General features: G+C 68.1%; 21 protein-coding genes. 14 read left to right on the forward strand and 7 right to left on the reverse strand.

Translation table 11 applies throughout. From position 1 onward, the window contains the following. The first annotated feature begins 14 nt into the window (after window positions 1-14). The 5 genes from JE033_RS07910 to JE033_RS07930 all read left to right on the forward strand — a co-directional run bounded on the left by JE033_RS07910 (window position 15) and on the right by JE033_RS07930 (window position 4234). Window positions 15-1115: an extracellular solute-binding protein gene (locus JE033_RS07910; RefSeq protein WP_176698245.1), complete on the forward strand. Its 1101-nt coding sequence runs from the start codon at window positions 15-17 to the stop codon at window positions 1113-1115. A gap of 74 nt (window positions 1116-1189) precedes the next feature. Next, complete coding sequence (locus JE033_RS07915; RefSeq protein ID WP_090145976.1) at window positions 1190-2161, forward strand: 2-hydroxyacid dehydrogenase; 972 nt, start codon at window positions 1190-1192, stop codon at window positions 2159-2161. A gap of 20 nt (window positions 2162-2181) precedes the next feature. After that, on the forward strand, window positions 2182-3021 hold the full coding sequence (kduI, locus tag JE033_RS07920) for a 5-dehydro-4-deoxy-D-glucuronate isomerase (RefSeq protein ID WP_200330611.1): 840 nt from the start codon (window positions 2182-2184) through the stop codon (window positions 3019-3021). Window positions 3022-3708: 687 nt separating this feature from the next. Continuing rightward, window positions 3709-3909: a hypothetical protein gene (locus JE033_RS07925; RefSeq protein ID WP_200330613.1), complete on the forward strand. Its 201-nt coding sequence runs from the start codon at window positions 3709-3711 to the stop codon at window positions 3907-3909. After that, the gene (locus JE033_RS07930) at window positions 3902-4234 is read left to right on the forward strand and encodes a DUF2188 domain-containing protein (protein ID WP_370567922.1); all 333 of its coding nucleotides are present in this window, start codon (window positions 3902-3904) and stop codon (window positions 4232-4234) included. The genes JE033_RS07925 and JE033_RS07930 overlap by 8 nt, the downstream gene beginning before the upstream one ends. 33 nt (window positions 4235-4267) lie before the next feature. On the opposite strand, the gene JE033_RS07935 is transcribed toward JE033_RS07930, so the two are convergent. Continuing rightward, a complete protein-coding gene (locus JE033_RS07935; RefSeq protein ID WP_200330615.1) occupies window positions 4268-4729 on the reverse strand; it encodes an Lrp/AsnC family transcriptional regulator in 462 nt (153 codons plus the stop codon). A gap of 158 nt (window positions 4730-4887) precedes the next feature. On the opposite strand from JE033_RS07935, the gene pdhA reads away from it, so the two are divergent. The 3 genes from pdhA to JE033_RS07950 are packed head-to-tail and all read left to right on the forward strand — an operon-like array spanning window position 4888 to window position 8452. Continuing rightward, window positions 4888-5982 carry a pyruvate dehydrogenase (acetyl-transferring) E1 component subunit alpha gene (pdhA, locus tag JE033_RS07940; RefSeq protein ID WP_090145970.1) on the forward strand — a complete coding sequence of 365 codons (1095 nt, stop codon included), beginning with the start codon at window positions 4888-4890 and terminating at the stop codon, window positions 5980-5982. 8 nt (window positions 5983-5990) lie between these two features. Further along, window positions 5991-7049 carry an alpha-ketoacid dehydrogenase subunit beta gene (locus tag JE033_RS07945; RefSeq protein ID WP_370567936.1) on the forward strand — a complete coding sequence of 353 codons (1059 nt, stop codon included), beginning with the start codon at window positions 5991-5993 and terminating at the stop codon, window positions 7047-7049. Then, window positions 7049-8452, forward strand: a complete 1404-nt coding sequence (locus tag JE033_RS07950; RefSeq protein WP_200330619.1) for a dihydrolipoamide acetyltransferase family protein — start codon at window positions 7049-7051, stop codon at window positions 8450-8452. The genes JE033_RS07945 and JE033_RS07950 overlap by 1 nt, the downstream gene beginning before the upstream one ends. Before the next feature lie 102 nt (window positions 8453-8554). Here the strand turns inward: JE033_RS07950 and JE033_RS07955 are convergent, their stop codons facing one another. Further along, window positions 8555-9886 (reverse strand): MFS transporter, encoded by a 1332-nt coding sequence (locus tag JE033_RS07955; RefSeq protein WP_090145966.1) that lies wholly within the window; start codon window positions 9884-9886, stop codon window positions 8555-8557. A gap of 96 nt (window positions 9887-9982) precedes the next feature. On the opposite strand from JE033_RS07955, the gene JE033_RS07960 reads away from it, so the two are divergent. Beyond that, complete coding sequence (locus JE033_RS07960) at window positions 9983-10867, forward strand: alpha/beta fold hydrolase (protein WP_200330621.1); 885 nt, start codon at window positions 9983-9985, stop codon at window positions 10865-10867. Window positions 10868-10929: 62 nt separating this feature from the next. On the opposite strand, the gene JE033_RS07965 is transcribed toward JE033_RS07960, so the two are convergent. Continuing rightward, a complete protein-coding gene (locus JE033_RS07965) occupies window positions 10930-15114 on the reverse strand; it encodes a DUF5979 domain-containing protein (protein ID WP_200330623.1) in 4185 nt (1394 codons plus the stop codon). A gap of 305 nt (window positions 15115-15419) precedes the next feature. Between JE033_RS07965 and JE033_RS07970 the strand changes: the two genes are divergently transcribed. Beyond that, on the forward strand, window positions 15420-17261 hold the full coding sequence (locus JE033_RS07970; protein WP_200330625.1) for a sigma-70 family RNA polymerase sigma factor: 1842 nt from the start codon (window positions 15420-15422) through the stop codon (window positions 17259-17261). Here JE033_RS07970 and JE033_RS07975 read toward each other — a convergent pair. The 4 genes from JE033_RS07975 to arsB form a co-directional block, all read right to left on the reverse strand. After that, entirely contained in the window at window positions 17258-18130 is an 873-nt protein-coding gene (locus JE033_RS07975) for a DMT family transporter (RefSeq protein ID WP_200330627.1), read from the reverse strand. The two genes, JE033_RS07970 and JE033_RS07975, sit on opposite strands and share 4 nt — an antisense overlap. Before the next feature lie 215 nt (window positions 18131-18345). Beyond that, a complete protein-coding gene (locus JE033_RS07980; protein ID WP_200330629.1) occupies window positions 18346-18756 on the reverse strand; it encodes an arsenate reductase ArsC in 411 nt (136 codons plus the stop codon). Next, on the reverse strand, window positions 18753-19775 hold the full coding sequence (locus JE033_RS07985; protein WP_200330631.1) for a metalloregulator ArsR/SmtB family transcription factor: 1023 nt from the start codon (window positions 19773-19775) through the stop codon (window positions 18753-18755). The genes JE033_RS07980 and JE033_RS07985 overlap by 4 nt, the downstream gene beginning before the upstream one ends. Beyond that, window positions 19772-20878 (reverse strand): ACR3 family arsenite efflux transporter, encoded by a 1107-nt coding sequence (arsB, locus tag JE033_RS07990; protein WP_200330633.1) that lies wholly within the window; start codon window positions 20876-20878, stop codon window positions 19772-19774. The genes JE033_RS07985 and arsB overlap by 4 nt, the downstream gene beginning before the upstream one ends. Before the next feature lie 273 nt (window positions 20879-21151). Here arsB and JE033_RS07995 point away from each other — a divergent pair, with 273 nt between their 5' ends. From JE033_RS07995 to paaZ, 4 genes are read left to right on the forward strand one after another with little or no spacing between them, the layout of a single operon-like run. Further along, window positions 21152-22357: an acetyl-CoA C-acyltransferase gene (locus JE033_RS07995; protein ID WP_200330635.1), complete on the forward strand. Its 1206-nt coding sequence runs from the start codon at window positions 21152-21154 to the stop codon at window positions 22355-22357. Then, on the forward strand, window positions 22354-23100 hold the full coding sequence (locus JE033_RS08000) for an enoyl-CoA hydratase/isomerase family protein (RefSeq protein WP_200330637.1): 747 nt from the start codon (window positions 22354-22356) through the stop codon (window positions 23098-23100). The genes JE033_RS07995 and JE033_RS08000 overlap by 4 nt, the downstream gene beginning before the upstream one ends. Further along, complete coding sequence (locus JE033_RS08005; RefSeq protein WP_200330639.1) at window positions 23097-23975, forward strand: 3-hydroxyacyl-CoA dehydrogenase family protein; 879 nt, start codon at window positions 23097-23099, stop codon at window positions 23973-23975. The genes JE033_RS08000 and JE033_RS08005 overlap by 4 nt, the downstream gene beginning before the upstream one ends. Window positions 23976-24028: 53 nt before the next feature. Beyond that, a complete protein-coding gene (paaZ, locus tag JE033_RS08010) occupies window positions 24029-26068 on the forward strand; it encodes a phenylacetic acid degradation bifunctional protein PaaZ (RefSeq protein WP_200331111.1) in 2040 nt (679 codons plus the stop codon). The last annotated feature ends 8 nt before the right edge of the window (window positions 26069-26076 follow it).

The raw sequence follows: 26076 nt of genomic DNA on the forward strand, positions 1-26076 counted from the left end.
GGAAGGACCTGCATATGCATTCCACACTGACCCGCACCGCTTCGCTCGGTGCACTCGCCCTCGCCGGCGCGCTCGCCCTCACGTCGTGCAGCGGAGGCGCCGACGCCGCGGATGCCGAGGGCGGCGGCGACATCTCCGGTGAGATCCTCTTCTACGACACCAGCGGCGGTGACGTCTGGGAAGGACTGAACGACACCCTCTTCGCCGACTTCACCGAGGAGACCGGGGTGAAAGTCGTCGACGACTACAACGAGGCCTCGACGAAGTTCTTCGCCGGTGCGCAGAACGGCGCCGTCGACTGGAGCCTCGTGTTCCTGCCCTCGCTCAGCGATGCCCAGCAGGCGGCCGATGACGGCTACCTCGCGGAGATCGATACGAGCATCGTCCCCGTCGACCAGCTCGTCGAGGGCACCTACTCGAAGACCGGCATCGAAGTCGGCACCTTCGGCATGGTGCTCGCCTGGAATACCGACACCTGGCCCGTCGACGGGGAGCACCCGGAGACCTGGGAAGATCTGTACGACACGGAAGCGTTCCCCGGCCAGCGCTGCCTCTTCAACAACCCCCAGTACGGCTGGACGCTCGAGTCGGCGCTGCTGGCCGACGGGGTCGCCGCCGACGACCTCTACCCGCTCGACACCGACCGCGCATTCGAGAAGCTCGGCACCATCAAGGACAACGTCACCTGGTGGTCGAGCGGTGCGCAGTCCATCGAGAGCTTCGAGAACGGCTCCTGCGACCTCGGAATCGTCTGGGCGAACCGGGCCTTCACGGCGAGCCAGAACGGCTTCCCGATCTCGGTGAGCTGGGACCAGGCCGGCTACGCGAACAGCGTCTGGGCGATCCCCGCCGATGCCCCCAACCCCGAGGCCGCCCAGCAGTTGCTGAAGAGCGTCATCGAGAACACCGAGGGCCAGGTCGCCTTCGCATCCCAGGTGCCGACCCCCATCCCGGCGGCGAGCACCGGCGTCGGAGTCGGCGACTTCCCCGAAGACATCCAGCCGTTCCTCCCCGTCGGCGAGAACACCGACACCGCGATCACGCTCGATGCCGACTACTACAAGGAGAACAACACCGAACTGACTGATCAGTTCAACCGCTGGGTCGCGCAGTAGCCGGCCTCGGGGCCCCGCCACCCACCGGCGGCGCGGGCCCCGTCTCACTCCCACCCGATCAGAGAAGGACTCCCATGAACATCGTATGCATCGACGGCGAAGCGCAGTACTCGGACATCGTCCACCGCGACGTGATCGAACCGCTCAAGGCTGCGGGCCATCGGCTCGACTGGTTCGAAGAGCAGTTCGCCGATGCCGAAGCCACGATCGCCCGGGCCCAGGGTTACGATGCCGTCTACATCATCGGCGACCAGGGTCCTCTCCCGCAGGGGTTCCTCTCCTCCGTTCCCGGCCTGTCGCTCGTCAGCTTCGTCGGCACCGGTGCGCACCGCTTCGTCGACGTCGCGGAGGCGGAATCGCTCGGCATCACCGTCACGAACGTGCCCGACTTCGCGAGCCGGAGCGTGGCCGAGCACGCCATCGGGCTGCTCTTCGCGGTCGCACGTCGCATCCCTGAGGGCGACCGCATCGTGCGCGCCGGCGAATGGGCGAAGCATCAGGGTGTCAAGCTCGCCGGGCGCACGCTCGGCGTGGTCGGCACCGGAGCCATCGGCTCCGAGGTCATTCGCATCGCGGACGCGTTGGGCATGAACGTCGTGTACTGGAACCGGACGGAGCGCCCTGAGGTCGAAGCCGCGCTTCCCGGGCGGCGCGTCGAGCTCGAAGAGCTCTTCCGACTGAGCGACGCCGTATCGCTGCACCTCACGCACACCCCGGAGACCGAGCGCCTCATCTCGAGCGATCTCCTCGCGCTGCTGCCGGAGGGCGCGATCGTCGTCAATACCGCGCGGGACGAGATCCTCGATCGCGACGCCCTCTTCGCGCTGCTGCGCGACGGGCGACTCTTCGGCGCCGGCATCGACGTGTTCGAGTCCGAGCCGCCCGCCCTCGACACGATCCCGCTGGATCTCCCCAACCTCGTCCTGACCCCGCACATCGGGTTCCACACCGACGAGGCTGACGATGTCTTCGCGATCGCCGGCCGCAACATCATCGCCTTCGCTGCGGGCGAGCCCGTCAACGTCGTCACCAGCACCGCACTCTGAACCAGAAAGAGAACCGATTCATGGAAATCCGTCACGCCACCCACCCCGACGAACTCGTCGGAATGAGCGACGAAGAGCTGCGCGCCCGCTTCGTCATCAGCGACCTGTTCACCCCTGGCCTCTTGCGGGCCGTGTACAGCCATGAGGATCGGATGGTGCTCGGCGGGGTCAGCCCGATCCCCGGCACGGCCGTCGCGCTCGAGAACTTCCCCGACCTCCGGGCGGAGTACTTCTGCCAGCGCCGCGAACTCGCGGTCTCCGGGCTCAGCGGGTCGGGGTCCGTGGTCGTGGACGGCACCCGTTACCCGATCGGGCATATGGATGTGCTCTATATCGGCCGCGGGGCGCGTGACATCTCCTTCGAGGCCGACGTGACCGGGACGCGCTTCTTCCTGTCGTCCGCCGTATCCCACACCGATCACCCGACGACGCTCGTCCCGGCATCGGAAGCGCTCACGACGGAGACCGGCGAGCAGGAGCACGCCAACCGTCGCATCGTGCGCAAGCACATCCACGAGGACGGGGTGCGCAGCAGCCAGCTCGTGCTCGGCATCACGGCGCCGGAGCCCGGCAACATCTGGAACAGCATGCCCCCGCACACCCACGCCCGCCGCACCGAGGTCTACGTGTACTTCGATCTCGACGAGAACGAGCGGCTGTTCCACTTCATGGGGGTTCCCGGGCAGACGCGGCACGTCGTCCTGCGCGATGGCGACGCCGTCATCTCGCCCGCGTGGTCGATGCACTTCGGAGCCGGCACTACGAACTACTCGTTCCTCTGGGTCATGGCCGGCGAGAACCAGATGTTCGCCGACATGGATCAGATCTCGGTGCCGGAGGTCGCCGGAGCGGTCGCCTGAACCTTCTGGTGAGAGAGCGTTCCTCGCGGGAGCTCTCTCACTAGAATGAGCGTTTTCGTGCCCGCTCACTCCCGAGCGGGATCGCCTCCGCTATCGCCCCGTTCAAACGCCTCGACGACCTCGGGGCCATCAGTATCGTCGGGCATTGGCTCGGTGTCCCGAAATGGCTCCGCGTGCGGGTACCCATGCCCTTGAACAGTGCCGCTCGTTTCGTGTTTCATCTCCTCGTCGAGTTCGGGTCCATGCTTCGAACTGCCCCGCTCAGTGCCGTTCATCTCTGTTCCTCCCGTTGAGCTGCTTCATTCGCATTCCTGTCAGGGCGGCGACGTCTTGGCTGTGTCGTGCAGCCGGGCGAAGATCGGCGTCTTCGCCCGGCTCACCGCGATCGCAGCAGGTGCGTTGCGGTTCGCGAAGTCACCGCATCGACAAGCCTGAGCAGCTTCTCCCGATGCTGCGATGGCCTTGAAACGGCCTCGCATCTCTCTTACTCTGCGCGACACCATGGCAGCGCGAAGCGCGAATGCCCCGGGAGATCTCGCTTCTCAAGTCTCGGGCCGCTCCACGTGCGTGTTCGTGCGCGGCACGCAGGACGCCGGTTATTCAACCCCCTCGCGCCTGACAAGATCCGCTGAGATGGTAGGTCCCCCAGCAACCACGGGACGCGATCAGGAGCAAAGGAGAATACGAATGAGCGACCACTTCTCTGCAGAAGTACCGGAAGCCGACGCCCTGGAGCAGAACCGGAACGCGGGGTTCGACGATGAACCAGCTTCTGAAGACGTTCTTTCCACGTCATCTGAAGCGGACACGGCAGATGCGCTTGAGCAGTCGATCACGGTGGAGCTTGATGACGACGATGCGTCGTCGGTCGAGACGTATCGTGACTGAGACACGACAGAGCTACCCAGCAACGACGCAGAAACGTGGAAAGCAGCAGGAGGACAGCGCGATGAGCCAATTGACGGTGACGACCAAGTCGAAGAACGGCCAGTGGGTGAACGAAGTGGAAGGCGCCCCTCATCTCTCGAGGAGTTTCCGGGACAAAGAAGAAGCTGTACAGGCTGCCCGTGAATTCGCCGCCGCGCACGATCGCGAGCATCGGATCGAAGAATCGGATCCGACGGGGGCGATTACGGATCCGGATCCCGCGTCGTCACGTGAGGCGGAGTCGGCGGACCCCAACCCACAGGTACCCTTTTCGGAGCCGGGCTAACCGCAGCCTGGACGGGCGTACCCGGCCGCCGTCTCATCGATCCGCGGCGAGCTCGGGCGGCTGGCCGCCGCCGAAATCCTCGAAGATCAGAATGGTGCGGGTGTTGCGCACCCACCGAATCGACTGAATGTCCTCGAGCACCACGCGCCGCAGGTGGCTGTTGTCGGCAGCGCGCACGAGCAGTAGTACGTCGAAGTCGCCGCCGACGAGCGCGATGTGCTCGACTTCCGCGATCTCGCCGAGCCGGGCGCGCACCTCCTGCCATCCGGTCTGGTCGATCAGCAGCGTCACGTAGGCCGAGGCGTGAGCCCCAGCGCGCACCGGGTCGGTACGCACCGTGAAGTTCATGATGACGCCACTGTCGACGAGCTTGCGCACGCGGGCATGCGCTCCGGCGCGCGAGATGTGCACCGCCTCGGCGAGCGCGGTCATGGAGATTCTGGCATCGTTCCTGAGCACTGCCAGGATCGCTCGATCGGTGTCGTCTACCTGCATGTCTGCTCCCTTGGAGACCGGCTCGTCGCCCGATACAGATATCCAGTATTCAGGCTGTTCTGCAATCAAACATACAGAAGTCGAGCGAAATCGTGCGCAGGCGCGTGAATTGCGAGCACAATAGGCGACACATTGACGGACGGATTCAAGGAGGAACCGTGTCCCGATCAGCAGACGCGCTGTTGCCGCGCGACACCCCCGTGCAACTGATCGACGCCGAGGGTGTCGTCCAGCCCGACCCCGAGTTCGCCCTGCCCGATCGCGAGACGCTGCGACGCGCCTACGCGGGACTCGTGAACGGCCGCCGCATCAACGATCAGTGCAATGCGCTCGTGCGCCAGGGCCGGCTGGCCGTCTACCCGGCGTCGACCGGCCAGGAGGCCTGCCAGATCGCCGCGGCGCTGTGCCTCGAGCGCGGCGACTGGCTGTTTCCGACCTATCGGGATTCGGTCGCGGTGATCGCTCGCGGCGTCGAGCCGGCGAATGCGATGGTCCTGCTGCGCGGAGACTGGCACTCGGGCTACGACCCGACCGAGTACGGGATCGCGCCGCAGGCGACTCCGCTCGCGACGCAGCTGCTCCACGCGGTCGGCTTCGCGCACGCCGCTCGGCTCCGGGGCGAAGACACCGTGGTGCTCGCGATGTGCGGCGACGGCGCCACGAGCGAGGGCGACTTCCACGAGGCGATGAACTTCGCCGCCGTCTTCCACCTCCCGGTCGTCTTCTTCGTGCAGAACAACGAGTTCGCCATCTCGGTGCCGCTCTCACGGCAGACCGCGGCGGCGTCTCTCGCGCACAAGGCCATCGGATACGGAATGCCCGGCGAGCGCGTCGACGGGAACGACGTCGCCGCGCTGCTCGCCGTGCTCGGCGCGGCCGTCGATCGAGCCCGTTCCGGTCAGGGCCCGAGCTTCATCGAAGCCCACACGTACCGCATGCTCGCGCACACCAACGCCGACGACGACACCCGTTACCGCGACCGCGAGGAGGTGCAGGCGTGGGTCGGACGGGATCCGCTCACCCGCCTGCGCAGCCACCTCCGCGAGTCAGGCGCCCTGACCGAGGCCGACGAGTCGGAGCTCGCCGCTGCCGCGGAGGAGATCGCGAGCGAACTGCGATACGCGATGAACGCGGACCCGGAATTGAACCCCGAGGACCTCTTCACCCACGTCTTCGCGCAGCGACCCGAGATGCTCGACGCGCAGTGGGACGCGCTGCGCGACGAGATCGAGCGCACGGAGGTCGAGTCATGAGCACCACGATGGCGCACGGCGCCGCTCCGGCCGGAACGCCCGCCGGCGCTGCGCCATCCGCTCGCGACGCCGAAGCAGGGGCGACGACGGTCGAGACGCTGACGATGGCGAGCGCCCTCAACCTCGCCCTCGCCGACGCTCTCGCGAGCGATGACCGCGTCGTCGTCTTCGGCGAGGATGTGGGAGCGCTCGGCGGCGTCTTCCGCATCACCGATGGCCTGACCGCGCGATTCGGCGAAGACCGCTGCTTCGACACACCCCTTGCCGAGTCGGGCATCGTCGGCACTGCGGTCGGAATGGCGATGAACGGGCTCGCCCCGGTCGTCGAGATGCAATTCGACGCCTTCGCGCTGCCGGCGTTCGAGCAGGTGGTGAGTCACGTCGCGAAACTGGGCAATCGCACCCGCGGCGATCTCCGCATGCCGATGGTGATCCGCATCCCGTACGGCGGCGGGATCGGCGGCGTCGAGCATCACTGCGACTCCTCCGAGGCCTACTACGCTCACACGCCCGGGCTCACCGTGGTGTCCCCGTCGACGCCGCAGGACGCATATTCGCTCCTGCGCGCGGCGATCGCCTCCCCGGATCCCGTGGTCTTCATGGAGCCGAAGAAGCTCTACTGGTCGACCGGGCCGGTCGATACGTCGATCGCCGCCGATCTGCGCCGCGCCCGCGTCGTGCGGCCGGGCAGCGACGTGACGCTCATCAGCTACGGCCCGTCCGTTCCGATCGCCCTCGAGGCAGCCGAGGTCGCGGAAGCGGGGGGACGCAGCGTCGAGGTGGTCGATGTGCGCACCCTGACACCGTTCGACGATCGCACCGTGATGGAGTCGGTGCGGCGCACCGGCCGCGCTGTGGTCATCGCCGAGGCTCCGGGCTTCGCCAGTGTCGCGTCGGAGATCCAAGCCCGCGTGTTCGAGCAGTGCTTCGAGTACCTGGAGGCGCCCGTGCGGCGCGTGACCGGATTCGACACCCCGTTCGCCTCACCGAAGTTCGAGCACTGGTACCTGCCCGACGCCGAGCGCGTACTCGACGCCATCGAAACCCTGCACTGGGAGGATCAGTGATGAGCACGCGCGTCTTCAACCTGCCAGACCTCGGCGAGGGCCTCACGGAAGCCGCGCTCGTGCGCTGGATGGTCTCCGTCGGCGACACCGTCAGCATCGACCAGCCCATCGCGGAGGTCGAGACGGCCAAGAGCATCGTCGAGCTGCCCTCGCCCTACGCCGGCGTGGTCGTGCAGCTGCACGGCGCCGAGGGCGATGCACTGCTGACCGGCTCCCCGGTGCTCGAGGTGCTCGATGAGCGGGCGCCCGAAGCCGCTGAGCCCGCGGGCGGCTCGCCCGAGTCACCCGGAGCGCCTCCGTCGCCGGACGAGGAGCGCGAGGCCTACCGTCACGAGGAACGGGCGGGATCCGGCAACGTGCTGATCGGTTACGGCACTGGCCGCGGGCCCGCGAAGGGCCGTCGCCGCCGGGCCAGGGGCGGCATCGGCGGGGCGCGCAGCGGCGCCACCTCGACTCCCGCCCTGGTGCACGAAGCCCCCGCCCCGGTGCGGATCAGCGACGCACCGCGCCGCACGGTCGCCGTGCGGTCTCCGATCGTGCGTCGTCTCGCCCGGGAGCTCGGGGTCGACCCGCACCGGGTGCGCGCGACGGGGAGCGATGGCGCGATCACTCGCGCCGACGTGCTGCGCGCTGCGGATGCGCCTCGCGCAGATGCTTCCGAGGGCACTCAGCAGGATCCCGTCACCGCGGGCGCGCACACGTCGCCGCTGCCGGTGGCCCGCGTCGAGCGCTTCAGCCCGCTCCGGCGCGTCGTCAGCGAGACGCTCTCGCGCAGCAGGGCCGAGATTCCCGAGGCGACGGTGTGGGTCGATGTCGATCTCACCGAGCTCTGGGAGCTGCGCCCGCTCATGGCGGCGGACGGCGAGCGGCCGCCATCGCTCACGGCGATCCTCGCCCGCTACACGCTGCTCGCGCTGCAGCAGTACCCGATTCTCGCGAGCCGCCTGGCGCCGACCGGTGACGCGATCGAGATCTACGAGGGCGTGAACCTGGGCATCGCCGTCGACACGAGCCGCGGGCTGATGGTTCCGGTGATGCGCGATGCGCACGCGATGTCGATCGCCGAGCTCGACCGCGAGCTGCGGTCGCTCAGTGCGACCGCGCGCGACGGGCGCACGCCCCCTGAGCAGCTCAGAGGCTCCACGTTCACGTTGAACAACTACGGCGGCCTCGGGGTCGACGGCTCCGCCGCGATCATCAACCACCCCGAGGTCGCGATGCTCGGGATCGGGCGCGTGCTCGAGCGTGCCTGGGTGGTTGACGGCCGCGTCCAGGCGCGGCGCATCGCCCAGCTCTCGCTCGTGTTCGACCACCGCGTCTGCGACGGCGGGTATGCGGCCGGGTTCCTGCGCGCGGTGACCGATATGCTCGAGCACCCGCTGCGCGCGTACTCCCGGGTGTGAGGCCGGGCCGGAGCCCACGAGCCACCAGGAATGCGGCAGAAGGTCCGTTCCCCGAGAGCTGGGGAACGGACCTTCTGCCGCATTGCGTCGAGGGGTGGGCGGTTAGACCGTCACGACCTCGTTCGAGCGCGTGTTCAGCGCGACGCCCTTCGGCTCCTTCACGAGCGACACGGCCACGAGTGAGACGATCGTCACGCCGAGGATGTACAGGCCGATCGTCCACGACGCTCCCGTGGCGCCGAACACGAGATCGGCGATGAGCGGAGCGAACGCACCGCCGAAGATCGCGCCGATCGCGTACCCGATGGAGACCCCGGAGTAGCGCACGTCGGCGGGGAACATCTCGGCGTAGAGCGCGGCCTGCGGGCCGTAGGAGAGTCCGAGCCCGACGGTCATCAGGAACAGGGCGAGGAAGTACATGAAGATGTTGCCGGTGTCGATGAGGAACCACATCGGCACGGCCCAGATACCCAGCAGCACGTACCCGATCTGGAAGGTGCGAACGCGCCCGATGCGGTCGGAGACGATGCCGCCGAACAGGGTGAACGCGAGCCACCCGAAGGAGGCCAGTGTGGTGGCGAGTAGCACCGGGGGCCGCTCGAGGCCGAGCCCGCCCTCGGCTTCCGGCCGCGTCGCATACGCCGAGAAGAAGGCGATGAGCAGGTAGCCGGCCGCGTTGTTCGCGATGAAGATGAGTGCGGCGAGCACCACCTCCTTCGCGTGCTTCGAGAAGAGCGTCTTCAGCGGTGCGGCAGATTCGCCCTTGCGCTCCTGCAGCTCCTTGAAGACCGGGGACTCCTCGACGGCGCGGCGGATGAAGTAGCCGACGAGGATCAGCACGATGGAGAAGAGGAACGGGAGGCGCCAGCCCCAGGTCAGGAATTGCTCCTCGGTCAGCGTCGTGGTGATGACCCACATGGTCGCGGTCGCGAGGATCATGCCGAGCGGCACGCCGATCTGCGGGTACGCGCCGAAGAAGCCGCGCTTGTTCTCGGGCGCGTGCTCGACCGACATGAGGGCGGCCCCGCCCCACTCGCCGCCGGCCGAGAAGCCCTGCAGCACGCGGAGCAGCACGAGCAGCACCGGCGCCGCGACGCCGATCTGGGCGTAGGTCGGCAGCACGCCGATCAGGGCGGTGGCGAGCCCCATCAGAATGAGCGTGAGCACGAGCATGCGCTTGCGCCCGAGCCGGTCGCCGAGGTGCCCGGCGACGATGGCGCCGAGGGGGCGGAACAGGAAGGAGATGCCGAGGGACGCCCAGGCGACGATCTGGCCGACCGTCTCACCCGCGGGGGCGAAGTAGAGCGTCGCGAAGACGGCGCCCGCCGCCTGCGCGTAGATGAAGAAGTCGTACCACTCGATGGTGGTACCGACGACGGTGCCTGCGAGCACCTTGCGCCGTTCCGCCTGCTTGGCAGCAGCAGTCATGGTCATGTGAACTCCGTTGTTCGTATGGACGGCCAAGTTACCGACCGTTCGGCCAGTAATAGAGCGTACACGAATACGACCCATCGCATGCATGATGGGAGCATGTTCGAGAACTTCGCCGTCGAAGACATCGCGACGAATGAGGCGACCATCCACGTGCGGTACGGCGGCGACGGGCCGCCGGTCCTGCTCCTCCACGGGCATCCGCGCACTGGGGCCACCTGGCACAGCGTCGCCCCCAGGCTCGTCGACGCCGGGTATTCGGTGATCTGCCCGGATCTCAGGGGGTACGGCCGGTCGCGGGGACCGGATCCGACCGAGGATCACAGCGCTCACTCGAAACGCGCGATGGCCGGGGATCTGACGCAGCTCATGACGATCCTCGGTCACGATCGTTTCCACCTCGTCGGACACGACCGCGGCAGCTACGTCGCGCTCCGCCTCGCGCTCGACCACGGAGAACGAGTCGATCACCTGGCGCTGCTGGATTGCATTCCGATCAGCGAGCACCTCGCTCGCGCAGATGCTCGGTTCGCCTCGCTGTGGTGGCACTGGTTCTTCTACGCTCAGCCCGATACTCCCGAGCGTGTCATCAACGCCGACCCCGAGAACTGGTACCGAGCGGACCCGGAGCGCATGGGTGCTGAGAACCATGCGGAATGGTTGGCGGCGATCCGCACCCCAGGTGTCGTGCGGGCGATGCTCGAGGACTATCGCGCCGGACTCACGATCGATCGCGCCCATGAGGAGGCCGACCGCGCCGCTCGCCGTCGGCTCTCGATGCCGGTATTGGCGCTGTGGTCGGAGCAAGACGACCTCGAACAGCTCTACGGCGACCCGCTCGCGATCTGGCGAGACTGGGCGAGCGATGTACGAGGGCATGGCATCGACTCGGGTCATCACGTGGCCGAGGAAGCGCCTGCGCCCCTGAGCCAAGCGCTCATCGACTTCTTCCCCACCCCGAACGCGGAAACACCCGATCCCTGAGGGCGGGTACGGATCAGGGGCGGCCGGGCTCTCGCCCGGGCCGCCCCTGTCAGATGCGTCTCTTACAGCGCGCGACGGCGCCGTGCGAGGAGCAGCAGCACGCCGCCGGCCACGAGCCCGGCTGCGAGCAGAGCACCGGTGAGCAACTCACCACCGGTCACCGCGAGCCCGGGGGCGACCCCGATCTCGTTCTCGAGATCGACGAGCGCCTGAGCACCCGCGTCTCCCGTGACGGTGAGCACGATCCGCTCGCCCGCTCCGTCGATCGACGCACCCGCCGACTCGGTCGACCAGTCGGCTCCGACCCAGCTGACGGCTGCGGGCAGATCCGCCGCCGTTTCGGTGAATGTCACCTCAGTGCCGAGCGGCAGCCCGTCGAGCACCGTCGGCTCGCCGGCGACGAGCTCGAGCTCGACGCGCTGGGGTTCACCCATCAGGTCGGTCCAGCTCGCGCTCACCGGGTACACGGTGTCCGCGGGCACCTGCGATGCACCGTCGCCCGTGAGCGACTTGGTCACCGAGAGGCTTCCGAGCTTCGGCGTCACCGTGTTGATCAGGTCGACGGCCAGCGTCTGCGCGGCCCCGATGGTGAGGGTGGCGGTGCCGTCGTCGTGCACGACGAGTCCATCCATCTCCCATTCGGGAGCGTTCCAGCTGAACGCATCTGTGTCATCGGAGGCAGCCTCGGAGAGCGTCACCTCCGTGCCGTGCGGAAGGCTCCCGTCGAACTGCACCGGAGTGCCGTCGGTCGGGATCGCGAGCTCTGCCGAGTGCGGCTCACCGGCCTCGAACCACGAAGCGGTGACCGCGACGGACTCGGGGACGCCCGCCGCTTCGAGCTCGACGCCGTCGACATGCTTCGCCACGGAGAAGGTGCCCGGAGCCCACGTCGCCTCGTTCACCACGGTGACCAGGGTCATCTCGCCCTGCTGATCCGAGACCACGATCTCGGCGCTGCCGTCACCGTTGTCCGTCACCCGGTCGCCGGAGATGGCGATCGTGTCCCAGATGACGGTGTCGATGCCGGGGCGGTCGCCCTCGGTGATCGTGACGACGGTGCCAGCGGGAAGGTCGACTCCCAGCGGGGTCGGTTCGACCGCGTTGATCGTGAGCTCCTTCGACTGTTCACCGTCTGCGTCGGTCCACGTCGCGGTGACCGGGAACTGCGTCTCGGGATCGACCTCTCCCGCTGCCGCGCCTCCGATTCCCTTGAGCACGCTGATGCCGGCGATTGACGTCGCAGCGTGGTTCTCCAAGAACACCTGCGCAGTCGCGTCGCGTCCGATCGTCACGGTCGCCGACTCTTCGGTCACGACGACGCCGTCACCGGACCAGACGGGTGTCCCCCACGCAATGCCAGAAGCATCTTCGAGCGGAGTCTCCATCAACTCGACCTGCGTGCCGACCAGCAACTGCTCGCCGAATTCGACGGGCGTGCCATCGGTCGGCACCGTGAGGGTCTTCGAGCCGGGTACGCCCTCCTGCTCCCAGACCGCGGTGACCGTCACCGCATCGGGCACGGCCGGATTATCAGCCTCGGCGCCGGTCACGTTCTTCACGATCGAGAACGTTCCCACGGTCCGCTCGACGCTGTTCGTCAGCGTGACGACCGCTGGAGCCGTTGCGTGGTCGCCGGTGATCGTGATGCTCTCCGGGGAGAAGACCGGGTCGCCCCAGGTGAACCGGTCATCGTCGACCGGGCGCGCTTCGCTCAACGCGACCGTCGCACCGATCGGCAGATCATCGATGAGCACGGGTGCTCCGGCCCGCACGGTGACCGTGCGATCCGCCTGCTTCGGGAACCCTTCGCCCAGCGCGGTCGTATCGATCGCCGCGGTCACTTCGTAGGCGCGATCCGTGTCGACCTGGCTCGCCGCCCCGCCTGCGACCTGCTTCACCAGCGACACCGCGCCGAGCTGCGCCTCATTGGTGAGGTCGACGGTGACGTTGCTGCCCGGTGTCAGTGCTGCGACGGCGGTCTTCCCGCCGTCACCCACGGTCACGGCTTCGCCCTCCGCGAATACGGGATCACCGAACACGACGCCGGGGATCGCCGGGAAGGTCGGTTCTGACAGCGCCACCGTCCAGCCGAGGCCGCGCGAGTTCGGGCCGCTGATCCGATCGCCGTTCAACGGCACCTGGAGGTCGTACTCGAGCTGCATCTGGCCCTGCGGATCGATCTCCTGCACGTGCACGGTGAACATCGTGCCCTCGGGAACGAATGCTGCTCCCGCAGTGTCGGCGAGGGTCTTGCTGATCCCCACCGAACCGCGCGAGACGCCCTGACCCGTGCCGCTGCCGCGATTGCTCTGCGTCACCGACTTCTCATACGTCTTCCCAGCGACCTCGGCGGAGTTGCCGTACGAGGTGCCCGGCGCGTCCATGCCACCGCTCGAGGTGCACGACGTGTAGCTGATCACGTACTGGTACTCGGCGCTGAACCCGGTCGCCTGGCTCCCACCGGGCTGCGCCAGCGTCGGGCGCGGGATCGCGAGCGTGATCACCCCATCCTCGTGCGACGCGGTCACGGAGTCGGTGAGATCGACAGTCGCGAGCCCCCCGTTTCCGACCTGGTCGCGAGCTTCGACCTTCAGGCCGAGCTGCGAAGCCAATCCGCTCGTGGGATCACCGGCGACGCACACTTCGTGCGCACCTGAGAGGGTGTCCGTGACGACGAGGTCGCTTTCCACCGCCGAGAGCCGCTCGCCCGGGACGGTGATGTTCCAGTTCATGGTCGTCTGCGGGAGGTGCTCGACGCCGTCGAGCGTGACCGACCTGCCGTTGATGGCGCCGTTCTTGCCCTCGGATCGTCCGGGAACCTTGGTCTCGGTGCCGGCGACCTGACCGTCGACCTCTACCTGGTTGGTGTACGCGGTGCCGCCTGCTGGCAGCCCGTCCTGACTCACGCACGTCGAGTAGGTGATGACGTACCGGTAGTCCGAGGCCTTGAAGGAGAATGCCGGATCGGAGATGTCGAAATCGATCGCGAATGCCTGCGCCGAGGAAGACGTCACAGTCGGGGCGAGCATTCCGGTGACGTCGCGCTGGAGCTGATTGCTCGGGCCGTAGCGCTCGGTGATCCGGATCCCGCTGATCGTGTCGCTGCACACCTCGTGCCCGGCTCCGAGTTGTTCGCTGAACACGAAGCCGTCCTTGCCCAGCAGCTGGTCGCCCGGCACGCTCACCGTCCAAGCGATCTTTCCGTTGCGCTCTCCGCCGCCGAGCACCGTGCCCGACTTGGTGAGCGACCCCTGCCACGGTCGCGGATGCAGCCCGATGATGCCAGAGGACTCGCCCCACACATCGATGCTGGCTTCGTTCGTGTACTCGGTGCTCTCGGGGTCGATCTGCCCGTCGGGCGTGCAGGTGTCGTAGGTGATGCGGTACGTCACGTTGGGGTCGAAGCCGCCTTCGGGAGCAGTGAGCTTGATCGTGAAGTGCTGCGCATCCGCGCCCGGCACGATCTCGGCGACGCTCGTCGCATCGGCGACGGCGCTGCCTCGCACCGTCTCCACCTTCATGTTCGACGGCGTGCACAGCGCGTGTCCCGCTCCGAGGGTGTCGGCCACGTTGATGACGTCGTGGGCCTGCATGCGCGAGCCCGGGAGGTCGATCGTCCATTTCATGGACCAGTTGTTGGCGTTCATCTCGCCCGTCTTGCTCCAGGTGTCCGGAATCTCGATGCCGTCATCGATTCCGCCGCCACCGGGCAGCTCGACGGGGACGTCCTGCCCGTTGAGGTCGAAGACGAGGGCTTGCTCGTCCGTCGCCTCCACTGCCGTGACGTCGAATGCGAACTCGCCGATGACGTTCTCGGGATACAGCGCGACTTCCTCGGTGAGCGTGCACGTGACGATCCCGGTCGACGCGTCCGCGAGACACGTCGCCCAATCGACGACCTCTCCCGTTTCCGTCGGCCCGCTCAGCGAGAACGGCACGTTGGCCGGGATCCGCAGTTCCTGGGGAAGGCCGATCGTGAAGACGTCTCCCGGCTGAGGATCCGCCGCGGTTGCATCCCAGCTGCCGGAGACCGACACCGTGTCGCCGACGACCAACTGCCCGTCGGGCCCGCTTCCCGCGCCGATCACCACTTTCGTGACGGCGATCTCGGGGTTCGGAGCGGCGTTCGCCGCCGCAGGAATCGTCAGCAGACCGCTGACGGCGAGCAGCGCCGCGGTCAGCGCTGAGACGATCCTTCCGATTCGGAAGGGGCGGACCTGATGTCCGTGTGTGCTGTGGGAACGCATGTGCGCGCTTACTCTCCTCGTGCTCGTGGCATGGATGGACCGCGTCGACGCGGCGATTCCGGGGCGCCCGTGGAATGTCTGGGGCGCCTCGGAGCAGGCAACGGTCGGCTCCCGGAGTACGTCGGGGAACGGTCCACAGGAGCCGACTCACCGATAACACGGCGCACGCCCCGTTTCGTGACGCACGTTTCACGAAATGTTCGAGAAAACTCTCCGCCGCCCGCTCATGTCGCGTACCGGAGATCCCGCGATGGCGTGGCGTGGATTCCGGGGAAGACGTGCATTCCGAGAGAAAAGGACTCATAATGCATCGGGGTGCTCTCCGGCATCGCAACATCGGGAGCGCGAAGGGGGATGAGATCGTGGCCGACCAGCAGCACGACTCCGATGAGGACCTCCTCTCCGCGTACCGGGCAGGAGATTCCGCGGCGCTCGCCGTGCTGTGGGAGCGGCACGTTCGGCCGGCGATCGTTGCGGCCAGAAGCATCGCGCCGTCGCTGGACGCGGAAGACGTGGTGTCAGACGCCTACCTGAAGATCATCGAGAGCATCGAGAAGGGCAGGGGCCCGCACGGCGCCTTTCGGCCGTACCTGTACCGGGTCGTGCAGTCGGTCGCCGCAGACAAGCTCCGCAGCCCGGAGACGCACGTTGCAGAACTGCACGAATCCCACGAGATCCCCGAAGCAGATCCGTGGGAGGACCATGCGTTCGACCGCAACGCCGCGGCGCAGGCCTTCAACTCGCTCAGCGAGCGCTGGCAATCGGTGCTCTGGTACACCGAAGTCGAGGGTCTGCCCCCTCGAGAGGCGGCGCAGCTGCTCGGGATCAAGCCCAACGCTGTGTCAGCCCTCGCCTCACGGGCCCGCGAGGCTCTGGCATCCGCATGGGTCGAAGCGCACGTGCAGCGCGAACTCGCCTCCGCCGAGTGCGAATCCACGCTGCAGGATCTGCAGCGGTATCAACGCGGAAAGTTGACGAGTGCGCGCTCGCGCGCGGTGCAGGCGCACCTGCAGACCTGCCGCTCGTGCGCTTCAGCCGCCGATGAGGTCGCGCTCCTGAACCGCAAGCTCGCCCTCATCCTGGCGACCATCTTCGTCGGCGGCGGTTCGGCCACCGCCCTGCTGGGCGGTTTCACCGGGAGCACGCCGGCGGCCGCGAGTACCGGCGGCACGATCCGGAAGCATCTCTCGAGCGCACCCGCGAGAACCGCGGTGATCGCCGGCGCCACCATCGTGGGCATCGCCGCCGTGGTGACCGCGGCACTGGCCTTGAGCGCGTCGACGGCGCCCGTTGCCGCCACCGGCTCCGGAATCTCGGCAGCAGCGCCCGCGTCGTCGAGTGACGCCGCAGATGCGCCGCTCGGCGGCGGAGCGGATTCCGACTCCGACTCCGACTCCGACTCCGGGGATGGGGGCTCTGAGTCATCCGATCAGCGCGAGCACACCGGAGCGGACGATGATCGCCGAGCGTTCGTTGAGATTCTGGGCGTCGAACCCGCACCGGGCCCGGGGCCCTCCGAGGGTCCCGACCCTGCCGGCGATGAGTCGGGCGATTCGCGAGGGACAGGTGATGCCTCGGCCGATGGATCAGGCAGCGTGGAGGGCGACTCAACGGGAACCGCGTCGAGCGACGGATCCGGTGCATCCGGTTCCGCCGGGGGCGCGGATGCGGGAGCCACCGGAGCGCACACAGCCGCATCGACCGCGGACGCCGATGCGATCGGCGGTGCGGACGCAGACGCGGGCGGCGATTCCGGCGGCGAGCCGGTCGATGATGCCGATCCCACGCTGCTCGTCGGCTTCGCCTGTTACGCCGAGAACCCGGACCAGGGTTTCGTGCTGACCGGAACGTCGTCAACGGCGGGCGCGCTGCAGGCGCGGATCACGCAGCTGCCGTCGACTGCTCCCGTGCTCCTCATTGCGTATCCCAGCGTGCAGGACCCTTCCGGCGTCATCTTCGAGAACGTATTCACGGGCACGGATCCCGACCCGAATCCGTGGTGGTGGACACCCTCCCTCACTCCGCTCTCGCAGTGGGACGGGCTGCACGATGCTCCGATCACTGACGTCATGATCGAGATGCGACTGCTCTCGCTCGACGGCAGGCACTCACCGTGGACGACGGTGACGCCCGACACCACCTGCTAGCTGCGCTTCGCGGGTGCGATGAGCGGGATCGCCGCAGCGACGAGGATCAGGCCGAGGCCGACGAGGTCGGGCGCCGTGGGGATCTCCCCGAGGAGCACCGCGGAGGCGAGGACTCCGAAGAGCGGCACGAGGAGGCTTCCAAGGCCCGCAGCACCCGCCGAGATCCGTTGGAGGAGCCCGAACCAGATCAGGTACGCGATCACGGTGCCGAGCAGGGCGTTGTAGGCGAGCCCTGCGGCTGCGCTGCCGGTCAACAGGAAGGGAGCGGTCCTCGGGTCGAGGGCGAGGCCGACGAGTGAGATCGCAGCAGCCGCGACGAGCTGCCATGCGGTCGTCGCGATCGGAGGGGCGTCCACATCGATGCGCTTCAGGTACACGGTGCCGATGGCCCAGCTCACCGCGGCGGCCAGCGCGTAGAGCGCGCCGAGCCAGTCGCCGGTGCCGAGCAGCGGCCACGCGAGGATCACCAGCCCTGCAGCACCGAGGGCGAGGCTGGCCGACCGTCTCGCGGTGATCGGTTCGCGAAGCACGAAGCGTGCGAGCAGCACGACCCAGATCGGCATGGTGTAGACGCAGATCGTGGCGCGCCCTGCGGTGGTGTTGAGCAGCGCGAGCGCCGAGAACACGCCGAACCCTCCGATCCCGAACGCGCCTGCGATCAGCAGGCGGACCAGGTCGCGAGGATCGCCGATGCGCAGTCTGGTGCGGGTGCAGAGGGCGATCACGACCAAGACGACGGCGGCGCCGCCGAAGGTGATGACGCGCAGCTCCCACAGCGTGAAGGATGCGAGGGCGACTTTCGCCGCGACGAAGTTGACGCCCCAGAGCAGTGCGACCAAGACGAGCGCTCCGCGGTCGGCCGCCTTCACGAGTCGCCGTCGGGTGCGGTGCGCGTCATGGTGGCCTTCTCAAGTGAACCTGGGCGATCGGATCTGCCGACGATCTGCACCGTTGGCGTCTCCTCACCGTAGAGTCTGTTCCGGTCTGAACGGAAGGCCGGAAATGATCGATATGCACGGACCAGTGCGCTCACCGGGTAGAAGCCGAGGCGCCACCCCGTACTCCGTGTGCTCCGCCGCCCGGCCTATCGCGCGATGAGTTCCGCGATGAGGGTTTCGACACGACCCTTGATCTCGTCGCGGATCGGGCGCACCGACTCGATGCCCTGGCCCGCCGGATCGTCGAGCTTCCAGTCTTCATAGCGCGTGCCAGGGAAGAACGGGCACGCGTCGCCGCAGCCCATCGTGATCACGACATCCGAGACCTGCACCACCTCGGGCGTGAGCATTTTCGGTTGCTCGGCGGCGATGTCGACACCCTCCTCGAGCATGGCTTCGACGGCGATGGGGTTGATCTGATCGGCGGGTATCGATCCGGCAGAACGAACCTCGATCCGGTCTCCCGCGAGCTGACGCAGGTAACCTGCAGCCATCTGAGAACGACCGGCGTTATGGACGCAGACGAACAAGACGGAAGGCTTCTGAGCTGTGGTCATGACGAGGTCCTCCGGGGCTTGCTGGTGAGCGTGGTGAGGAGTTCGCGGACGCGGCCCTCGACGTCGTCGCGGATAGCCTCGACGCCTTCGGGTGAGGCGAGGGCCGGGTCGCCGACGGCCCAGTCCTCATAGCGGACGCCCGGAATGATCGGACAGACGTCGCCGCACCCCATCGTGATGACGACATCGGCGGCGCGCACGGCGTCGTCGGTGAGCGGCTTCGGGTACGCCTCCCCGGCCCCTCGATCAAGTTCGATCGCGGTGAGCAGGGAGCGCACACGCGGGTGCACCTCGGCGGCCGGGGTCGAGCCGGCCGACCGGGCGAGGACAGCACCGTCGGCGAGCTGGTTGACGATGGCCGCGGCGAGTTGAGACCGGCCCGCATTCTGAACGCACACGAACAGAACTTGCGGCACCCCGGTTCCGCGGTCGCGAGTCAGGTCGGCAAGACGCTGCCGGGCAAAGCGCTCAGTGAGCGGGATCAGGTGACGGGTGACCTTCGCGGAACGTACCAAGCCCGCGAACGACTCGCGCACGATTGAGATCACGAGATCACGATGCAAGTCGGCCCATTCATCGGCAAGCTCCTCGCCGAGACGCGTGAATCGACCGTCGAGCTCGCGCATCGCCTCGTCACTGGGCCTGGCTTCATCGGAGGCATCGGCGACTGCTGCAGGGGCGAACGCGTCGAGCAGGGCTGCGACGGCGCGCTGTTTCGCAGGCGCGATCCGATACCAGACCCACGTGCCGCGTCGGTCCGACAGCAGCATGCCGGTCTCCTTCAGCACTTTCAGGTGGTGTGAAACGGTTGGTTGAGACACGTCGGCGAGCTCCGCGAGGTCGCACACGCAGGATTCACCCCGCGGATCGGTCGCGATCGCGGACAACATTCGCAGCCGCAGCGGGTCGGCGAGCGCTTTGAGTGCCCGGGCCACGGTTGTGGCAGCAGCTGTGCTGATCGCGTGCGTCGTCGATACCCCGCACATCTCGGCGTCGGGTATGGCGGTCGTGCGGGTCATGTGGTCCTCACATCGGGAGCAGTGACAATTTCAGGGGCGTACGGGTCGGTGTGGAACCAGGCTCTGGCTGCCCACAGCGAGACGTAGACGAGGCCGACCAAGACGGGGACCTCGATGAGGGGGCCGACGACCCCGGCGAGCGCCTGGCCCGAGGTTGCACCGAACGTGCCGATGGCGACGGCGATCGCCAACTCGAAGTTGTTTCCCGCTGCGGTGAACGCCAGTGCCGTAGATCGCGCGTAGCCCAGACCGAGCCCTTTGCCGAGCAAGAGGCCCGCGAACCACATCACGCCGAAGTAGATGAGCAGCGGCAACGCGATGCGCGCAACGTCGAGCGGGTTCGACGTGACCTGTTCGCCTTGCAGCGCGAACAGCAGCACAATCGTGAACAGCAGCCCGTACAGCGCCCAGGGTCCGATCCTCGAGACGAACGTATCGTCGTACCATTCGCGTCCCCTCCGACGCTCGCCGATGAACCGGGATGCGAATCCAGCGAGGAGCGGGACACCGAGGAACACCAGCACGTTGAGTGCGATCTTCCACACGGAGATGTCGAGTCCCTGCGTATCCAGACCGAGCCAGCTCGGGAGGATGGTCAGGTAGAACCAACCGAGGAGAGAAAATGCGACGACCTGGAAGACCGAGTTGATTGCGACGAGTACGGCGGTCGCTTCTCGGTCGCCACAGGCGAGGTCGTTCCAGATCACGACCATCGCAATGCAGCGCGCGAGCCCCACGATGATCAGCCCAGTGCGATACTCGGGCAGGTCGGTCAAGAAGATCCACGCGAGCGCGAACATGACAGCGGGCCCGACGAGCCAGTTCAGTATCAGCGAGGAGACCAGGAGCTTCTTGTCTCCGGCGACAGCGGCAACCTTGTCATAGCGGACCTTCGCGAGCACCGGGTACATCATCACGAGCAGGCCCAGGCCGATCGGAATCGAGATCCCGCCAATTTCCATCGCGGACAACGCGTCGGAGAGCGCGGGGACGAAGCGGCCGAGCAGCAACCCCACCATCATCGCGAGCCCGATCCAGAGCGGCATCCATTTGTCGAGCGTGGAGAGGCGCTTCGGAGTAGTGCGGATCGATGTGTCCGTCATGCGCACGCCTCCAGCATCGGGCACCCGCCGTACTGGGCCGTGATGCGCCCGAGTTCTTGATTCGACATGTTTCTATATTGGAACCCGCCGATGTAGTCCGCAAGTCGAGTTGCGACTCTCCCCCGACTGTTCATGTTCGGGCCCCGCGTCTGGGAGCCATCAATACTGCGGGGCGTGTTTGCGCGCGGTGACGCGGCCCCCTATTCTGGTATTCATTACCGAACGGTCAGTCACTAATTCGACTGACTCGGGCAGACACGGAGGTCACCGCCCATGCCAGAGGCATTTCTCGTAGGCGGCGTGCGCACGCCGGTCGGCCGGCACGGGGGCGCTCTCGCTGCGATGCGCCCCGACGATCTCGCCGCGATCGTGGTGCGCGCGGCGGCCGAACGAGCCGCGATTCCCGGCTCTGAGATCGATGAGGTGATCCTCGGGGCTGCGAACCAGGCCGGGGAGGACAACCGCAATGTCGCACGCATGGCCGTCCTGCTCGCTGGCCTCCCCGACAGCGTGCCCGGCTACACGGTGAATCGACTCTGCGCGTCGGGCATGACCGCGGTGGCGAACGCATCGCAGGCGATTCGCGCGGGCGACGCCGACCTGATCGTCGCCGGCGGCGTCGAATCGATGACCCGTGCGCCCTGGGTGCAGCAGAAGCCCGATCGGGCATGGGCGAAACCCGGCGCCCAATTCGACACGTCCATCGGCTGGCGCTTCACGAACCCCGAGCTGCAGCGCCGCGACAAGGCGACGTACTCGATGCCCGAGACCGCTGAGGAGGTCGCCCGGGTCGACGGCGTGAGCCGGGAGGACGCCGACGCGTTCGCCGCCGAAAGCCATCGCCGCGCCCTGGCAGCCATCGCAGGCGGCCGCTTCATCGAGGAGATCGTGCCGGTCGCGGTCGCAGGACGACGCGGGGAGACCCGGATCGTCGACACGGACGAAGGACCGCGGCCGGGCACATCGATCGAGGTGCTCGCCGACCTGCGCCCGGTCGTCGACGGCGGCACCGTCGTAACGGCGGGCAACGCCTCCTCGTTGAACGACGGCGCCTCGGCGGTCGTCGTGGCGAGCGCCGAGGCTGTCGAGCGCCACGGCCTGAGGCCGCGGGCCCGCATCGTGACCAGCGTCTCCGTCGCCCTCGCCCCCGAGATCATGGGACTCGGGCCGGTTCCCGCGACGGAGAAGGCACTCGCCCGCGCTGGGCTCACGATCGACGACATCGGCTCGATCGAACTCAACGAAGCCTTCGCCTCGCAGTCGCTCGCCTGCATGCGACGGCTCAGTCTCGATCCCGCCCGCGTCAACGCCGACGGCGGCGCCATCGCGCTGGGGCACCCCCTCGGGTCTTCGGGGTCGCGCCTCCTCGTGACGCTCCTCGCCAGGATGGAGCGCGAGGGCTCGCGCTACGGCCTCGCGACGATGTGCGTCGGCGTCGGCCAGGGAACGGCGACGATCATCGAGCGGGTGGCCTCATGACCGGCGCGGCCCTGCGCGTCGAGGATCGCGGAGACTTCGTGCTGGCGACGCTCGATCGGCCCGAGAAGCGGAACGCGATCGACCTGGCCGTGATCGACGCACTGCACGAGCTGTGCGCCTCGCTCGAAGCGCACCCTCGAACGCTGGTGCTGCGAGGCGCCGGCGGCGCCTTCGCGGCCGGCGCGGACATCGCCCAGCTGCGGGAGCGGACGGCCGCTGACGCCCGCGCAGGCATCAACACCCGCGCGTTCTTGCGCGTGCACGCCCTCCCCATGCCGGTGATCGCGGTGCTCGAGGGGCACACGCTGGGCGGCGGCGCGGAGTTGGCGTACAGCGCCGACATCCGCATCGGCACGCAGTCCCTCACGATCGGCAACCCGGAGCCCGGCCTCGGCATCATCGCGGCGGCAGGAGCGAGCTGGCGGCTGCGGGAGATCGCCGGCGAGGGCATCGCCGCGGAGATGGTGCTCACCGGCCGCATCCTGTCAGGCGACGAAGCGTTCGCCGCCGGAATCGTCACCCATCTGCACGCCGACGGCGACGCGGCGTTCGCGACGGCGGTCGCCATTGCGAAGCGCGTGGCAGCACTCGACCCGGCTGCGGTGCAGGCGTCGAAGCGCGTGCTCGGCGCGCCCCGCTCCGCCCACCCGCAGGTCGATCTCACCGAACAGGCGATCCTCTTCGACAGCCCGGAGAAGCATCGGCGCATGACCGCCTTCCTCGAGCGAAAGCAGCAGCGATGAACGCAGCGAACGAGAATCCGCGCATCGATACCGTTCCATCGCGCGTCGGCGTGCTCGGGGGCGGCCGCATGGGCGGCGGCATCGCGCACGCCTTCCTGCTCGCGGGAGCCTACGTGGTGGTGGTCGAGCAGCACGTCGCGGCAGCCGACTCGGCGCGCGAGCGCATCGAGCGGAGCATCGACGCATCGATCGCGCGCGGGCACGAGGGCGACGCTGCGCTGCTCAAGCAGGCGCTCACGGTCGCGACCAACATCACCGCGTTCGGCGCCTGCTCGCTCGTGATCGAAGCGGTGCCGGAATCGCTCGAGCTCAAGACCGAGGCGCTCGCAGAGATCGAGCGGCAGCTCCCGCACGACGCCGTGATCGCGTCGAACACCTCGTCGATCCCGCTCACCCGACTGGCCGAGGCCCTCGACCGCCCGGACAGGTTCGTCGGCCTCCACTTCTTCAATCCGGTGCCGGCCTCATCGCTCATCGAGGTCGTGGTGAGCGCCGGTACCGCGCCCGAGCTGCCCGCGATCGCGGCCGGCTGGGCGCGCGCCTTGGGCAAAACACCGATCACCGTGCACGACGCGCCCGGATTCGCCTCCAGCCGCCTCGGTGTGGCGCTCGCGCTCGAGGCGATCCGCATGGTCGAGCAGGGCGTCGCCTCGGCCGCCGATATCGACCTGGCGATGGAGCTCGGCTACCGGCACCCCGTCGGTCCGCTGCGCACCACCGACATCGTGGGGCTCGACGTGCGACTCGGCATCGCCGAGCAGCTCGAACGCGATCTCGGCCCGACGTTCGCCCCGCCGCAACTGCTGCGCGACCTGGTGGCGGACGGGCGCCTCGGACGCAAGAGCGGCCGCGGCTTCTACGACTGGCCAGCATGACCAGCACCAGCACCAGCACCAGCACCAGCACCAGCACGACAGGAGAGTCACCGATGACCCGCACGCTGCAGAGCTACGTCCACGACGCATGGTGGAGCCCGGCCGATATCACCAGAGGCGCGGAGGTGCGCGACGCGACCACGGGAGAACCGGTGGCGATCGTGTCGAGCGAAGGTCTCGACCTCGCGGGCACGATGGAATACGCACGGACGGTCGGCCAGCGCCATCTGGGCGAACTCACCTTCCATCAGCGCGCGGTGATCCTGAAGCAGCTCGCGCTGGCCCTGACCGAGCGCAAGGCCGAACTGTACGAGCTCTCGACGCGAACGGGCGCCACGAAGGCCGACTCCTGGGTCGATATCGACGGCGGCATCGGCGTGCTCTTCACCTATTCGGGCAAGGGGCGGCGCGAGCTGCCGAACGCGCGCGTGCAACTGGACGGTCCCGTCGAGCCCCTGTCGAAGGACGGCACGTTTCTCGGCCGGCACATCCGCACCACGCTCCCCGGCGTCGCGGTGCAGATCAACGCCTTCAACTTCCCGGTGTGGGGCGCACTCGAGAAGCTCGCGCCCGCCTTCCTCGCCGGCATGCCCACCATCGTGAAGCCGGCGACGCCGGGCGCATACGTCACCGAGCACCTCGTACGCATCATGGTCGAATCCGGGCTGCTGCCCACAGGATCCCTGCAGCTGGTCACAGGATCGATCCGCGAGGTGTTCGACCATGCGCGTCTCGGCGACGTCGTCGCATTCACCGGCTCGGCATCGACGGCCGACGGCTTGCGCCGCCATGACGCAGTGCAGGCCGGAGGGGTGATCTTCAGCGCGGAGACCGATTCGATCAACGCTTCGGTGCTCGGCCCGGACGCGGTGGCTGGGACGCCGGAATTCGACGCGTACGTGCGTCAGCTGGTCGCGGAGATGACCTCGAAAGCCGGGCAGAAGTGCACCGCCATTCGCCGTGCCATCGTGCCGCTCACGCTGGTCGACCCGCTCATCACCGCCGTGCGGGACCGGATCGCGTCGAAGGTCGTCGTCGGCGATCCGCGCGCGGACGGGACCACCATGGGCGCGCTCGCCTCGATCGAGCAGCGCGACGAGGTGCTGCGGCAGGTGCAGGCGCTCGTCGACGGCGGTGGTCGCATCGCGCTCGGAGACGGTCAGAATCCGGGCGAGGAGACGGCCTTCCTGGAGCCCATCCTGCTCCGCTTCGACGACGCCTGGGCGCCCCGGGTGCACGACACCGAAGCGTTCGGGCCTGTGGCCTCGGTGATCGGGTACGCGACTCCGGAGGAGGCGGCCGCGCTCGTCGTGCGCGGCGGCGGTTCGCTCGTCACGAGCGTCGCCTCGGCCGACCCCGAGTTCGTCGCCGGCCTCACGCGCATGAGCGCTGCAGCGAACGGACGCATGCTCGTGCTCGACCGCACCGACGCGCGCAGCTCGACCGGCCACGGCTCGCCGCTGCCGAACCTGGTGCACGGCGGCCCCGGCCGTGCGGGCGGCGGTGAAGAGCTCGGCGGCGTGCGCAGCGTGTTCCACTACATGCAGCGCACGGCGATCCAGGGCAGCCCGGAGATGCTCACCGCGATCACCGGAGTGTGGCACGCAGGAGCCGCGACGCGCGATGAGGCGCACCCCTTCCGCAAATCGCTGCAGGAGCTGCGCGTCGGCGATCGGGTGGTATCGGAGGAGCGCGAGATCACCCTCGACGACATCGCGCACTTCGCCGACTTCACCGGCGACACGTTCTACGCCCACACCGACGAGGCGGCCGCGGCTGCGAACCCCTTCTTCCCGGGCCGCGTCGCGCACGGCTACCTCCTGCTGTCATTCGCCGCAGGCCTCTTCGTCTCACCCGAGCCGGGGCCGGTGCTCGCGAACTACGGCCTCGAGAGCCTCCGCTTCATTACGCCCGTATCGCCGGGCGACCGCATCAGAGTCGCGCTCACGGCGAAGCAGATCATTCCGCGCGAGACGGACGAGTACGGCGAGGTGCACTGGGACGCGGTGCTCACGAACCAGGAGGGCGAGATCGTCGCCACCTACGACGTGCTGACGCTGGTGTCGAAGACGCACGAGGCGGTGGCCGCCTGACAGCCCCG

The organism is Leucobacter sp. L43, from assembly GCF_016597785.1.
Lineage (GTDB): Bacteria > Actinomycetota > Actinomycetes > Actinomycetales > Microbacteriaceae > Leucobacter > Leucobacter alluvii.